Origin of the sequence: Kribbella sp. NPDC056345 (genome assembly GCF_042262745.1) — a bacterium.
Lineage (GTDB): Bacteria > Actinomycetota > Actinomycetes > Propionibacteriales > Kribbellaceae > Kribbella.
In genome coordinates this window covers 434,759-449,265 of record NZ_JBHJQQ010000001.1, presented here as the reverse complement: position 1 = coordinate 449,265, position 14,507 = coordinate 434,759, and the positions used below count along the sequence as shown (strand labels likewise).

The following is a 14,507-nucleotide window of genomic DNA, read 5'->3' as shown; positions in this document are numbered from 1 at the left end:
ATCGTTAATTTATGTAGCAACTTTCCTTATTCTGCCGGTTGGTAGTCGGTAACTGTGACACCGATCAGCGTCGCAGGATACAAACCAGGTGACCTGGCAGTGATGTAACACGACAAGTGAATTCGGTCCAGCAGGTACCCCGATCAATTGCGCAAAGTGTTCCTTCTGGGGGCGCAATCGGCTACTGTTCCAGCTCGCACTTGGGGGAGTGGGGTGGGGGACGATGAATACCAATATGAAAGCGTTGAGATGGGAGAGTCTGCGGCCGTACGTCACGGTCGTGGTCCTGCAATGTGTTGCTGAGGACAGAGGCGCAGCCTTCGTTGAGTTGGAGTCCTATCTCGCGACACACGGCCGGCGGCGGATCGGGCGAGACGTCGACATCGTGGCTATTTCAAGTAGCACCGACACGGCTGCCGACTATGCGGGTCAGTTCGGGCTGGCGCAGCTGGGCGGCTTCGTCCGACGACTTCAGCATGCCCCCTCGTGGACACTCGGGCCGGATTCCGGGTTCCAGGACACGGTGCACGATCTGACGGTCGTGCTCCGGCGAGGCGATCTCGTCGCCGTGCGGGCCGAGGGTGATGTAGAGGATCGCCTGCAGCGATGGCTCGATCGAGAGCCCGCCCCGCCGTTCCGGCGGCTGCATCCAGCGGTGCTGGAGAATGCGTTGCTTCTAGGGCAGGCGAAGGGCCTCTGGCTGCGAGGTACCCATCGGAGGAGCAGTTTGCGTCCGGATGTGAAGAACTATGGTGGTCTGCGGCTCGAAGAAGCTGTCAATCCATGGGAGGACGCTTCGTTCACGATGGGGTCGGGGAAGGCGGTGTTGGCCGATGACGCGGCGCGAGTGGTGCTTCGCGGCACGGTAGGGACGACGCCGCGTCGGTCGTCGGTTTGGTTCAAGGCCGCCGCGGACTTTTCGATTTTTGTGACAGCCGTGCTCGAGTTGTTCGAAGTCCTCGAACTGGAACTGGCGACGGGGACTACGGAATCCCGGGCGCTGCCCTTCTTTGCTCGGCAGGTGACGGATCTGACCGTCGTTCACGGGGCCTATGACATCTCGATCATGGAACCTGACCTGCTCGGGGGAATGGTGTCCGAGGATGTCTACGAAGCGGCCGCCGAACTCGAGAACGCCGTACTGATCGTTCGTGGGGGGCCGAGTGCCAACTTCCAGTTGGAGGTCGGCCTGAACGGAGCCGTGGGCGGGAGACTCTCGGCTTCGGTTAGTCGCGCGAACGGCAAATGCAAACTTGTGATTGGGGTCGATCCTGACAGCACTCCGACGGATTCCGATGCAGTGAGCCGAGTGCTCCACGCTCTGCGGTATCCGGAGTTGATCAGTGTGTATTACCAGTCGGGGCATGCGTACGTCGACCGGCAGGTGTGGACTGCGCGAATCCCCAAGGATCCGTTCCCGAACTGGGACTTCCAGGACTTCTCGGCCTTCAAGATCAAGCAGGAGAAGCCGGCAACAAAGTCCGAGGGCGACGACCCGTTGACGAAAGCTACGCAAGCGATTCACGACAAGATCGAAGCGGGCGGCACCTCGCTATTCGACTGGGTGGCGGGGCACTACAAGGAAGGTTGGCTGACCTGCGATGACGGCCCTGGCGAGCTGGCCGACTTTCTGCACGTCTCTCCGGCCGGGGTCTTGAGCATCATCCACGTCAAGGGAGCCGACAGCGACTCGGCCAAGCGCCAGATCTCTGCGGCTGCCTATGAAGTAGTGGTCGGTCAGGCAGTAAAGAACCTGATCTTCCTCGCGGACCTGGATCTGCTGCGACTACGGCTCGCGAACCCACTGATCGACAAGCCGGCAACGTGGACGAACGGCGTGAGCGTCCCCACCCGTGCAGAGTTTCTGGACGCGTTCGACAGCCGATCCGTCGCAGATCCCGTCATGGTGGTGATCGTCCAGCCGCATGTCAGTGAGGCGAGGTACAAGTCGCTCAGAGTCGATCCGCTGCCGACTTCTCCGAGCGCAGACCTGATGCGTCTGTTCCGTCTTGAGACCCTCCTACGGTCGGCGCGCACCTCAGCTGTGGGCGCGAACGCCGACCTGACGGTCATCGGCAGTCTGAGCTGAGAGGCCGACCGGCTGAGCTGGTCGGCTGGCCGGCGGACTCAGCACCTTGATCATGAGTTGTGCGGAGCATGGCAAGTAGGTTCGAGCCGAGCTCAGTCAGCGCATAGGGGCCCGTGCCTTCGAGTCGGCCCAAGTGCCTTCATGCGTGTCCCGGACGAGCTGTAGGAAAGTAGCGAGTTGACCACGATCGCGATCACCCTCGCCGGGTAGTTCAAGGTGTGCTCCAGTTGCTCCGGGCGGTCGGCCAGCGGGTTCGGCGTTGCCTTCCTGGTCGAGCGCTGGCCCCTCGGCCTCGAAGCTCTCGATGCTTGCGCGGTCTTCAATATGCTCTTCGTTGAGTGAGTCGAGGACTCGCAGCATGATGCTCGCCAGAGTAGACGCCGGTCTTTGCTTCGAGTCGCGACGTGCGAACGCGCTGAGATCGCTGCGAAGGCCTCGAGCTTAGGCTCAGCCCGCGCGTTCCTGGCAGCCTGCATTCCGCGCACCCAGAGGTCTGCGAGATCTCCATCGTCGTTGAGTAGCTGTTCCAGCTGCGCGAGGTCGGTGTCGAGCCTCTCGACGACCTCGACACCAATTGGCGTCGTCGGGCCCGGGCCTCGAAGGCGTTCAACGCTTCAATGGTGGCACCGCCAAGGCCCGGCACAAAGGTCAGCGCGAGTTTCATGACGTCCGGTCTAGCGTCCCGGAGCTGCTCGCGGATCGAAGCATCGTTCCTACGCTTCACGCCGCGGTTGTCGCTGGGACAGCGATCTCCTCCTTCATGCGCGCTTCCTTCCAGGATCAGATTCCGCCATGACGTGTCGTGCCCCAGCTGGACAGTGAACTGCTCGCTGATCACGAAGTGGCTGAACCAAGCCAGAGCCGCGTTGTGCCGCCGCCTCCCGACAGGATCGCCTTGCCTGCTGAGACGCCGAGGCCGTACAAGATGCTCCCATCGAATCCGTTGACACCGACCGGGGCCTTTGTCCACTCAATGCCTGATTGCGCCGCGGCGTCACCGGATCCTAACCGCCCCTTCGGCGGCCGCCTTCCGAGGCTCGCAGCCGACTGAAGCAGTTGCACCTCTGCGTGCTTGGCAACCTGCGAGTCGAACTCGAGGCTCTCCGTACCCAGGTCGGCCGCTGCGCGGGTACTGCTGTGGATTCTCGACGATACCTTTTGGCGCCGTTCCGACTCGCGGAGCGCAGGGAGTCACCAAGGTCGGCGGCCGCCGAGCATGCCGCTGTGCTCCCTCATAGTCCCCGGAGTTGTAGTGGGCCGGGCGAGGTCTCGGAGCGCCGTCGTGTCGTCACTCGCCGCGGCGAGTGAAACAAGCTTGGCTGCGCGTCGCGGCGTGCCTCGTCGGAAAGTGAACTGGGCCAGGTTGTAGAGAGCTGCCGCGTCCTTGCACGAGTAAACAGTTGCTGCCCAGGACCCGTCAGGCAGCTAGCAGATCGGTCGCAACTGGGCGACGTGTTGCTCGAGATAGTCCGCGAGCTTGTCCCCGGCCGATGCGGGCAGAAATTGGTAAGGCTCGATACCGATCTGCGGGGTTTGTATGGAAGCGCATAACCACGGTTATGCACTCACAGGCAACTGGCCCATGAGTGCCGGAGCTCTCGGTGTGCGCCAGCGGTACTCCAACCTCAGAAATCATGCGGAGAATTCCGCGGGCTGGCGTCGGTCGCGGATCAGCGTGGACGTACGTCGGCGGCGGCGCAGAGCTCGCGGATCGCGGCCTCGATCTCCAGCCAATCCGGATCGCCGATGATCGATTTCGTGTAAAGACCGATGGCCACTCGACCGTCCTCGCTCGTACCACTGACCAACATGTCGCCGTCGTCGTCCTCGAGTACCTCCCAGCCTCGGTGGTAGAGCTCCTGGACCGCAGACTCCCAGTCTGCCCAGTGCAGGGAGAGCTCCGGCACCGTCGCGTACTCATCGCAGTTAGGCAGCCAAATTCGTCGGGGGTCCACCCCTTCTAGCGGTCCGATGTCGTCCTCGGCACGTGGCCTGACGAGACGACCGGTTCCATACATCGGATCGAGGTACGCCGTATGCGCGGCGAACTGGACGAGGTCCATGGCTGTGCCTTTCGTTGTAAGCCACTTAGTGAGGGGCCGTGGCCGCGGCCCTCGGCATGCTTGGGCTACCTGTTCGCTGCCCAGCAGACCATGATGCTGGCTAGTCGTGCCGAGCCGGCGCGTGCGCGCAACCTCTCCTCGGAGCTCCTTGTCCGGCACTGTGAATCACCACCATTAGACCTCCTGGGCAAGCGGCGATCCGCAGCTCTCACCGCTGGATCCGCGGTGCTCCCGAGCCTGCCCGGCCTCATGGAGGCGAGATTCCCATCTGAAGATCCAGCAGGCAGAGTCGGGGCAAGCTGACCGAAGGGGAGACTGGAGTGCCGACCAGGTCTAGCGCACTCTGCCTGGACTCGACTGCTGAGCAGCTCTCGAGGAGGGGCCTCAACCGACGGCGAAGCTGCCCAGTGCCATCTGTGTGCGGCAAAGGATATGGCTTCGGGCCCGCCAACCAGATTACCCGCGCTAAACACTTCGAGGGCTCACAGCGTCGACAGGATCTCGCCGGTCAGCTCTCCTGCTCCGTCACTGCTCCGTGGGACGTTGACAAGGGCCGATCAGCGTCGAGAACGGATGGGTATAAAGATGCAGGTCAGAGGGGGGAACTGAGGCTTCGATCCGGTTTAGCTTCGCCGTACCTCGACATCTTCGAGGGTACGCAGCAGATCCAGCAACTGATCGTCGCGCGCCGCCTCCTCGGCAAGACCTCAGCGGAGCTCAAGTAGCTTACGGATAAGGGGTTTCGACGACTTGGCAGTGCGCCTCACAGCAGGCTCGGCCTTTTATCAGGGCATCGTTCTGGGGTCCGATTTCGAGCCTGCTCCGTCAGCCACAATCAAGTCGCGCGAGCCTGCGGTCGACGGCCTGACGAGCACGCGCCGTGCGCCCGCGCACGGTGCCGGAAGGGGCCGAAGGCGCGGACCGCCGCGGACCTTCGACCCCCTCGGATCTGCACGTAGGACGACGACAGGATCGGCGTCAGACGGCGCGGACGTGGAAGATGGCTAGGCGGGCGTCATGCGAGTCGACGTTCATGTTGACAGTCCTGGTGGTGTTGAGGGTGATCTGCACGGAACCGTCGCCGGGCAACCAGTGCAGGCGATCGATGCCGGTGCCGAACGCCTTCTGTTCCGCGGCCAGGTCCGACGCGGTACCGAAGTCCGGGCGGTTGGTGTCCGCTCCCCAGATCACCAGCCTGCCCGCGTCGTGGTGCGCGCGTGCCCTGGCCCTGTGGATGTCCCGCATCAGCCACCATTCGTCGCGCAGGTCTGTGCGCTGGTCGCCGTTGTAGGCGTTCGCGATGTAGTGGGTGTTGAGCACCGCGAACTCGATGGACGGATGGTCCTGATGCCGGACGACGACCTCGTTGAACCAACGCGTTGGGGTCACGCCGGGAATGCCGCCGTGCGCGCGCTCGGTCCGGCTGGAAACCACGACCCACGGCCTGCCGACGCAGATCGGGATCCGGAACGACGTCTCGTGGCGCAAGAACGCCTTGGTGTAGAGCGGGCCGAAGTAGTGATCGATCATCGCTTCTTCGCCGGTATCGCCCTCGCTGATCTCCTGGAAGCAGACCAGCGGCCGGTGCTCGCCGTCGGCGTTGCGTACGGCGTCGAACGCGGCGTCCCGGGCTCCCAGGTTGTCCCGGCCGACGTTCGCCGTGATCACCGGCAGCCGGAACCAGTCGGTCGCCGCCGATGCGGTGCCCGTGCTCGCGACGGCACCGGCAAGCACGCCGCCGCCGAGGGCGAGCGCCTTACGCCTGCTCATCATGGTGGTCATGCTCGGACTCCCGTCACGTGAATGTTGTGGGCAGAGGTGAGAATCGGATCGCGTCGAGTACGCCGGCGGCCGCTGGGCAAGCCGGTGGATCGCCCGCCCGTCATTCGACGTGGAATCCGCTGGAGTCGAGCTTCAGTTCGCCGATGATCGGGTGTCGCTTGCCGGTCGCGGTGTCGTACCAGGCCCAGACGACGCAGCGGCGGTTGCCCTCGGTGTAGAAGGCGGCCATGGCGCCGGGGCCGGTGTGGTTGCCGGGCAGCCCTCGGTACGGCCCGAGCCCTCCGCTGCCTGTGTACCCGAAGTAGGGCTGGTTGGCGCCGTCTTTCAAGAGGGTGCAACGGCTGGACGGGATCGGATCGGGCCCGCAGTCGGCAATGCCGGTCGAGTACCGGGCACTGTTCCAGTTGTTGCCGGAGAACAGCAGATAGTAGTGCCCGGATCCGCCGACGAAGATCGAAGGATTTTCGATGACGTGGGTGCTGCCGGAGTCATTGATGGTGTCCCAGACCAGGTCGGTGCTCTTCAGGGCGTCGCGGCGGGTGTTCCAGAGGGCGAAGCCGTCGGAACCGACCTGGACGATGGAGATGCCGGTCTCCGGGTACGAGGTGATCGCGTCGTCTCGATAGGCGACGTAGAGCTTCCCGTTGGCAACGAATGGGTTCGCGTCGATGGCCCACCGGCCGCCGCTGGGGCAGGCCCAGATGCCCTTGTTGGTAAAGGGGCTCTTGGCTCCGCCGGAGGTGGCCAGCCCGATGCATTTCTGGCTGGTGCCGGCCTTCGTCGCCGTGTAGTACATGTAGTACGTGCCGTTGAACCGCACCACACCAGGTGCCCAGACAGCGCCGTTGTCCACCGCCCAGGAACCGGGGCCGGAGGGGAGTGCGTCGCCGGCGGCGCAGTCCGACATGCCGACCGTGTCGCCCGATCCGTGGTTGAGGAAGGGCACGTACAAGGTCACGCCGCTCGGGGCGCCGCAGCGGGGGCCGGCACCGGAGCCGACGGTCGTGCCATAGGTGACGTAGGTGCCGTCGATGGCCTGCACGGTGCTCGGGTCGGCCAAGCTGAACGACGACGAGCCGGTGGACGCGAGCGCTGCGGTGCTGCCGAGCGCGCCCGGCACCACCGCTCCGGTGACCGTCAGCGCGAGCGCCAACGCCGTCGCGAGCAGCGACGTCTTCCGTGATCTGGTCATGGATCCTCTTTCGTCGAACCCGGAGATCTCGCTCTGTCCGGGTGGGCGGAAATCCGTCACATCAATTCCGGCGTGACGGGCGACGATTTACATTCTGGGTCTTGAAGAATCGATTCATCAACCACCTGGTCTGTGCTCGGCCACATGTGAGGCCGGTGTTAGTGAGCGGTTAGCCGATGATGAGCGGGCTCGCGCAGAATCACGGCGGCGCCAGTCGCGCCCAGGGGCCGACCGCCGGCCCGGCTACTCGAGGAGAAGGTATGTTCAGAGGGATCTTGGCAGGGACCATGGCGATCGCCGCCGCCCTGCCGCTGTCGATCGTCACCGCGTCCGAGGCTGCTGCGGCCGACGACGTCGACAGGCTGAAGCTGTCGGGGCGTGGCAGCTGCGTTCAAGCCCGGGGGTGGGGCTCTGCGGGCGCATTCAGCATCGCCAGAGCGGATGACTACGTGCGTTGGAATGGAAGAAGGCATCTGCACATCTATTGGAGCAAGGCCAAGGCCGAGCTCCGCAGCTGCGATTCTCGCGGGGCCCTGGTGAAGGGCGGCAAGGTCAAGATCGGGCACTCGTGGACCGTCGAAGGCACCCACGTCGGTAGCTGTGACCTCGGCTGGGGCTTGAAGTGCACGCTCTCCGACTACGCGGAGAAGTCGTCCTTCTCGGTGCCGTGGCGAAGCAACACCGCTGGGTGGACGTCGTACAACTTCGGCGAGGACGACGTCTACGCCCGGTCGACCGACACCGGCAAACTCGACGCCTACACCCACCGGGTCTCGGTCCGGTTCGTCTCACCGAGCGGGAGCGCGGAAACCAGGTCTGCCGTGTCGGTTCGACTGCGGCGCGGGCACAACTGATCGTGCTCGGACGCCCGGCGCGCTCGATAACGGCCCTCATCGGCCTCTCGACGCTGTGCCTCGCCATGCAGGCGTGCGGCTTCGGGTCAGGCGGTACCCGCCAGGACGATTCCGCCGGCGGACCGGTGCCCTCGCCGCCGATGTTTGACGTCGGCCCCGACGGCTCGCCGCTGGCCAAATGGCAGGCCGACACCGCTGCCACTGTCGCTCGCTTGCTCACCCGGCAGGAGAAGGGCGTGGTGATCGCCGAAACTACGGGGAACGAGCCACAGATCGCGGAATCACTGCGTGCCGCCGCCGCCCTGCGGCAGCTCGGCCGGCGCGCGACCGTGAAGCTCGGCGTCGAGACGCCCGACGGGCTGGTTCGGGAGGAGACTCAGGAACCTCTGCTGCTGACCCGGCTTCGGGTACTCGCGACCGGCGCGATGTCGGCACGGCTGCGTGCTGCTGTTCGTGAACGCCTGCGAACCATGCGGCCGGGGTTGCTCCGGCACGACCCGGCCGCGGTGACCGCGACTGCGGGCGGGGTGGATGTACTGGAACGTGCCGGCGATCTCCAGGACACCGACCTTCCCGGTGGAGGCCTGTGCCCGGCCGCGGGCGAGGACCGTGTGATCGTTGCCACCGGTCTGCTGTCGCTGGCCCGGCGCATCGGCGTCACCTGCGCCGGTGCCGACGCCTGGGCCGGGCGAGCCGCCCAGGCGGTGCTGGAGACGGATCCGGTCACTCCACAGGGGCAGGAGATTGCGCTGACGGCCGGGAAGTTTCTCGTTGCGTCGGGTCGACGTCTGGAAGTACCGGACACCTGCCTGGAATTGCTGCGCCTGCGTCCGACCTACCGAGAGCTGATTCCGCCGATCGCGTACCAGACCTGTGCCGAGTACGTCGAACTCTCCGGTACTACCGTCGAGGTCGACGACCGCGCCGCCGGTGCTCTGGAGCTGCGCGCGGAGGTCGGCGGCCGGATCGACGAGGGTGTGCAGATCGATGCCACGGGCCTGCACTACTCGGTGCTCGTCCTGCGGATGCTCGGCTTCCGCGCCGAACATCTCGACGCGGTACGCGAGACCCCACCGATGACAGACGGATCGGCCCTGGACAACGTGCGAATCGTCGTTGCGACCAGTGCCGCGGCCAACCTGCCCGCACAACTCGCCGGTCCGTATCCCGTCGGGTCAGCGGACGATTCCTATGCGGCGGCGTTGGCGGTCAACGCGGGGGGAACCTGTCCCGCCCGGTGGCGTGCACAGCCGTCGTGGCGTACGGGCAGGTCGGGCGCGATGGACTCCTTCGAGCTCCTGCGCCACGCGACCATCGTGGCTGCGCAGGCGAAGTGTTCGAACCGTCCCGTGCCGACGGCCGAACGACGTCTGATCGAGAAGGCCGGCGACGAACTGAGCCGCAGCGCGTGGAAGGCGGCTCCGGCGCGGGCGCCACTCACGGACCTCTGGAAAGCCTACGAATCGAGGTGCCTGGTGGGAGCCGAACCCGGGCTGTCCGACTCGTTGGTGGCGCGGCTGCCGGATTATTCGAGCCTGGCGAGGACGGAAGTGAACCTGGCCCAGCTGATGTCAGCGGTTCGGCTGAGCGACCTCGCACGTCACGGTTGCGGACCGGCTCGGTGGCCGCTGGCCGGCGCTTGATCAGCCGCCGATCCGCCCCCTCAACCGGAGCCCGGCGACGAGAGGGTTCGGCGCATCAAGTGCTTCAAGAATCGCGGCGATGTCGTAGCGTGCCGTGCGCACACTGATGCCGAGCCGTTCGGAGATCTCTTCGTCAGTGAGCGGCTGGACCAGAAATTGGCCAACGGCCAGCCGACCTCCATAGCCCTTCCGACGCGAGCGGCCAGCTTTCGTGTGTGCTGTAGGTCTGGCCTTGGACCTCTGCTTTTGGGCGGGGCGTTGCCAGATTCAGCGCTCCGCCTTGTCGATCATCTCGTCGACGCCGTAGGCGCCGAGAACGATCAGCCGGTCCAGTACATCGAGCAGTCTTCCTCGCTGTGAGCCAATCTTCGATTGGGCAAGTGCGCGAACGACGACCTGTCCCAGCCGGTATCCATGGTGCGCCGCGCTTGTCTGGATGTTTCCGATATCGGCGCCCAGATCGCCTGCCGCTCGCTCGACGCAGGCTAGGACCAGCTCGTCGACCTGGTCAGGCGCGGTCTCGAGCGTGATGAGTAGCCGAGGCAGGGCGTGAACGAAGGAGGGGGAGTTGATTAGCGTCATGATGATGTCGCGAAAGGGAAGAAGCGGGCGAACACGAAGACTGTCAGTGACCTTTGCGGCACTCGTCTGAACGTCCGGCTGCGAGGAGTTGAGCGCTGTCGTCAAGACGCCCTTCACCAGTTCGACATTCAGCGTGCGGGGCAGAAGGTAAGCGGCGGCTGTTGCGGCACCGGCATGGGCTGCTGAATCGGAGCTGGACAGGACGAAGCCCAGGTGGTCCGTAAGATTCCACTCAGCTGCGGCAACTACTGCGAGCTCGCCGCTTGCCTGACGTACTTCGTTGCTCTGCGAGTGCAGCATGCGTCGAAGCACTGGGGCCACCAAGTCCGGTTTGAGACCGCCGACGAGACTGACCAAGCGGCGTACGGCCGGCGACGCAAGCAGGCTGTCGTCGGTTTGGAGCAGAACCTCGAAGGCATCGAAGCCCTCGATGCGAGCACGTCTGACGGCGCCCTCAACGATTCTTGCGACGTTGACACGGACGGCTATTGACGGGTCGTGTGCGAGCTGGGGAAGGACAGAGACGATGAGGTCTGCCCTGGAGCCGTCCACGTCAAGTGCGAGCAGGTTGGCAAGTCCTTCGGCGAGGCTCCCGCGAGTCGAGTTCATGCCGTTGAACCGAAGGCTGTCCCAGTTGCCGCGGGACATGCTGACGTTGCCCGCACCATCTTCAGGAGCCCTCCTGGTCTGGAGACGCTGCAGCAGGAGATCAACGATGTCCAACGGAACAGTACGGAGGTGCTTTTGCAGAGCGAAGGCCAGCCAGCGGTCGGTCTCACCCTGTCCGAGGGAGGCGATGTGCCGGACCGCAGCGAAGACAAGGTCAGGGTCTCCGGGTGCGCCCTCGCCGAGTCCGATGAGTAGGTGGTAGCTGTATACGGGATTGGTCGAGGACGTGAGGCTCACGGCGAGGCGTGCGAAGCGATCCGGGTTCTCCGACGCGCGGCTCTGCAGAGACTGCGCAAGCTCGCGGGCTCCATTGCCGAAGAACGATGAGCCGTTCTGCTCCTCGCCGTGCTTGGCCATCGCCTGTAGCCAGTTCGTGTCTGTCATACGAGCCGTAGCCTCATCGGGGATGGGCGAGCCGGCCTCGAGCTCGACAATCCCCACGGGTTCCGATGGCTGGTCTGTTCCGAACGCCCGCCGCAGTTCCTGTAGGCGGGCGCGACTCATGTCAGACAGTCGCAGCTCGTCCATCGCCGAGAGGAGGCAGAAGGCGGACGCGGTCGTACCTGGTTTCTCCCACGACAACCGCAGGTAACGAAGTTGGTCCTCGAGACGGGCGAAGGTGAGGTCACTGAAATAGGGGCTGAGTTCTTGAAGCAGAAGTCGTGTCGCCCACAGCGAGTGACTGGCATCGCCGCAAAGGAGCCGGTGTCGACCCTCGAGAAGCAGGGATCCAGCCCGCTCGGCGTAAGTCTCTTCTCCTGCGGTGAGTGCCTGATAGAGCAGCCATTGGGTGCTGTCGTACAGAGATGCCGACAGGTGGTCCAGTATTGGGCTCAGCTGTTCCGGCTGACTTGACGCAGCGCTTCGCAGGGCGTCCGTCAGGGCGCCGAAAAGGACTTCGCCAAGGTCGTCGTTGGGGAAGTTCGGATAGCGAAGCGAGAAGTTGGTGTCTCTCGGCAGTGCCTCGTCGCTACGTTTCAGCGCGGTGCGTTCAATGACGGTGACGACATAGGGTAGGAGATGCTGGACGAATCTGAAGGGTGCCTGTCCGGCGGCTTCGCGGATCAGCTCGCTGCCGAGATAGTCGTGCGCTTTCAATGCGACGATGCGCCCGCTGCGATCGACCTCGAAGGAACTGGCCCGGTCGTTGAGGTATGCGGATAGCAGCGTGATCTTTGCTTCGGCTGTCAGGCCTTGAGCAAGGAACCAGATCTTCTCCTCATGACCTTCGAAATATCCGCGAGCGACTGCATCCAGGAGGAGGTCGAACATCTGCGGATTAGCCTTGATCTCGGTTCCGCTGATTACTGCGCGGAACCACTCGCCGTAGTGCGGCGTTGCCCGTACCGAACTGAGTAGACCGTGGAGCCTTCTACCCGATAGGCCTGCGGAGCTGGCCATCAGTCGCAGGGCCCAGTCCTGGTGCATTTGATCGCCGGCAAGCCACTCCTCGAGCAGGCCGTCATCGCAGAGGCGACGGAACCACGCCGGGTGAGCGAGCCGAGCCCAGATGCGAGAGCTCAGGAGCCCAATCGTCTCCGCTGACCTGACCAGCGCCACCGCCTCAGCGACAGTCGGGTCAGGCAAGCCGCCAACAAGACTCAGGATCACGTCCTTGATGTGGACGCGAATCTCAACACTCGTCAGCAGCTCTTGGACCTCGTCGACAAAGCGACCTGGTTCGGTTGCCCGGAGATGTGTCAGGATTTGTCGCACTTGGGCCCGGCGGAAGAGTTCCTGCTCCCCGGAAGTCAGGAAGTCGTGGACCGAGCTCCTACGGGTCGTCCAGTGACGCGCGAAGGCGTAGTCGAACAGCGCTTCATGGAAGAAGGCCACCTTCGCGCCGTCTCGGATCAAGACTTGCTCCGAGACGAGCACATCGCTGTCGTCGGCAAGATCGTCCGCATCGAGCACTGCGATTGGCACCGACAGCTCCTGCCGTTCGCTGATGACATCTGCCAGCCGGCCTGTGACTTGATCGAACCGTGTACTTGTACGTCGCTGGCGCACGGCCCGTCTCTTGTGGTCCCAGTAGGCGTCGAACAGCGTTTGGGTCGTGGAGAAGGCCAGCGAGCTCGGTTCCACCGGAACACTCGCGAGGAGGGAGAGATGGAGAGGAAGTCGCAAGATCTCGAACTGGCCAGCAGTCAGAGCGTTCGAGTCGAGTCCGATAGCGGCGATCGCTCTGCGAACTTGCTCATCGGTCAAGCTGGATACGAGTTGGGTCGTAGCGCCCGTGCGGCTCTGTAGAGTGCGCATTCGATGGTCATTGTCGATATCGAACTGTCGGCAACCCAGGATGATGTGCATCGAGTCGACGGCTGCCGCCTCCGCGACGAGGTCAGACACGATGTCGAAGTTGTCGGGAAGACGTCCCGACACCAGGCTGACGGCATCCAGTTGGTCGATGACCAGAACGCATCGCTCGCCTCTCGCACTGGCAGCCAACCCTGCGACCGGCGACATTCCTAGGCCAAGGACTTCGCCGAGCTCGGCGGTTGAAGCGAGGTGACCGTACCTGTCCATCCGCAGCACAAGGGTCGGCACCTCATTGTGAACGAGCTCCGCGACGGTCTGGTGTAGGACGCCGGTCTTTCCACCGCCTGCGGGGCCAGCTACAAAGTGAATCCGCTTTGGCTGCGACAGCAGATTCTGGATCTGCGCAACTTCGGTGCGTTCGATCACCGGTGTCATCAACAGTTCTGCTGTGCGGCGTACCCAGTCGGCGGTCATAGTCGTGATGGCCTGGGACACGCTTCTGTGGTCGGCCGATGACTTCCGCGTAACCTGATACGAACGCAGCGACGCGTCGATCGCATCAGCGGTCAGAGGTATGTCGATGCTGTGGTCGACGACCTCGCTCAGGACAGCTCTGAGTTGTTTTCCGCCTCCGCCTTCCAACAGAAGTTCCGCGATTGCCGCGTTGCCGCGCTGCTGTTCGATCTCGTCGATGACCCGAATGTGGAATCGCTTCAGGATCCGATACGCGTTCTCCGGTGTGCGGTAGAGGTCTCCAAGTTGAGTGAACAGCACGTCCGACCCACCCGGGAGGGATCCGTGAATCAGCGACGGCAGGTCCTGCGAGTTGCGCACGCGTTCAGCGAGCTCTTGAAGATCGCGGTACGGGAGCATCGAAACGAAGTGGTAGTCCCGGCCCTCCCCGGCGTGACGCTCAGCGGCAGCCCATACCCCAAGGCTCGTGAAAGCACTTACGTTCCAGCTGTTCGACTGTCCGTACTGCCTCTTGACCTGGTGCGCCTCAACGGAGCCGTCGCCTCGGGTGAGAACAAATTCGACGCCCTTGCCAAGATCACCGAGCGGTTCGATCCGTAGAGATTCAGCTTCGCCTTGCAGAACTTCCAAGACGCGTCCGACCGTCCACGTCCCCTCGTAACGGTGGCCGATCTTCTCTGCTTCGCCACCGGACCGCGGTGTCATGCGGGACAGAGCCAGGAGCGGCTCACTCTGGTACCAACGCGGGAGCGCCGCGCCGTACGTCCGTCAATCATGCGATGCGTCCGATCTGGTACCACGTCGACTCGCCTCTATCAGGATAACTGCGATTGGCGTGGCACCGGCGATGGCGCGGGGTGAGTTCGTAACAGTGCCTGTAGTACCGGACAACGGAGACCA

Annotated in this window: 7 protein-coding genes; 3 read left to right on the top strand and 4 right to left on the bottom strand. The window is 64.1% G+C overall.

All coding sequences use genetic code 11. From position 1 onward, the window contains the following. Window positions 1–223 precede the first annotated feature (223 nt). A complete protein-coding gene (locus tag ACFCV3_RS02085; RefSeq protein ID WP_376025259.1) occupies window positions 224–2,089 on the top strand; it encodes a hypothetical protein in 1,866 nt (621 codons plus the stop codon). 1,670 nt (window positions 2,090–3,759) lie between these two features. Here ACFCV3_RS02085 and ACFCV3_RS02080 read toward each other — a convergent pair. The 3 genes from ACFCV3_RS02080 to ACFCV3_RS02070 form a co-directional block, all read right to left on the bottom strand. Then, complete coding sequence (locus ACFCV3_RS02080) at window positions 3,760–4,152, bottom strand: hypothetical protein (protein ID WP_376025257.1); 393 nt, start codon at window positions 4,150–4,152, stop codon at window positions 3,760–3,762. A gap of 978 nt (window positions 4,153–5,130) precedes the next feature. Continuing rightward, a complete protein-coding gene (locus ACFCV3_RS02075) occupies window positions 5,131–5,934 on the bottom strand; it encodes a hypothetical protein (RefSeq protein ID WP_376025256.1) in 804 nt (267 codons plus the stop codon). A 100-nt stretch (window positions 5,935–6,034) separates the two neighbouring features. Then, a complete protein-coding gene (locus ACFCV3_RS02070; protein ID WP_376025254.1) occupies window positions 6,035–7,126 on the bottom strand; it encodes a family 43 glycosylhydrolase in 1,092 nt (363 codons plus the stop codon). 260 nt (window positions 7,127–7,386) lie between these two features. Here ACFCV3_RS02070 and ACFCV3_RS02065 point away from each other — a divergent pair, with 260 nt between their 5' ends. Together ACFCV3_RS02065 and ACFCV3_RS02060 are read left to right on the top strand one after the other, a co-directional pair. Then, window positions 7,387–7,980: a hypothetical protein gene (locus ACFCV3_RS02065; RefSeq protein WP_376025253.1), complete on the top strand. Its 594-nt coding sequence runs from the start codon at window positions 7,387–7,389 to the stop codon at window positions 7,978–7,980. Between the two features lie 140 nt (window positions 7,981–8,120). Continuing rightward, complete coding sequence (locus tag ACFCV3_RS02060) at window positions 8,121–9,623, top strand: hypothetical protein (RefSeq protein ID WP_376025251.1); 1,503 nt, start codon at window positions 8,121–8,123, stop codon at window positions 9,621–9,623. Window positions 9,624–9,890: 267 nt separating this feature from the next. Here the strand turns inward: ACFCV3_RS02060 and ACFCV3_RS02055 are convergent, their stop codons facing one another. Further along, on the bottom strand, window positions 9,891–14,312 hold the full coding sequence (locus ACFCV3_RS02055) for a hypothetical protein (RefSeq protein WP_376025250.1): 4,422 nt from the start codon (window positions 14,310–14,312) through the stop codon (window positions 9,891–9,893). Window positions 14,313–14,507: the final 195 nt, after the last annotated feature.

What these genes read in the sequence shown, in the direction of transcription:
- ACFCV3_RS02085 (WP_376025259.1), top strand. Translation starts at nt 224, where the DNA reads ATGAATACCAATATGAAAGCGTTGAGATGGGAGAGTCTGCGGCCGTAC.
- ACFCV3_RS02080 (WP_376025257.1), bottom strand. Translation starts at nt 4,152, where the DNA reads ATGGACCTCGTCCAGTTCGCCGCGCATACGGCGTACCTCGATCCGATG.
- ACFCV3_RS02075 (WP_376025256.1), bottom strand. Translation starts at nt 5,934, where the DNA reads ATGACCACCATGATGAGCAGGCGTAAGGCGCTCGCCCTCGGCGGCGGC.
- ACFCV3_RS02070 (WP_376025254.1), bottom strand. Translation starts at nt 7,126, where the DNA reads ATGACCAGATCACGGAAGACGTCGCTGCTCGCGACGGCGTTGGCGCTC.
- ACFCV3_RS02065 (WP_376025253.1), top strand. Translation starts at nt 7,387, where the DNA reads ATGTTCAGAGGGATCTTGGCAGGGACCATGGCGATCGCCGCCGCCCTG.
- ACFCV3_RS02060 (WP_376025251.1), top strand. Translation starts at nt 8,121, where the DNA reads ATGTTTGACGTCGGCCCCGACGGCTCGCCGCTGGCCAAATGGCAGGCC.
- ACFCV3_RS02055 (WP_376025250.1), bottom strand. Translation starts at nt 14,312, where the DNA reads ATGACACCGCGGTCCGGTGGCGAAGCAGAGAAGATCGGCCACCGTTAC.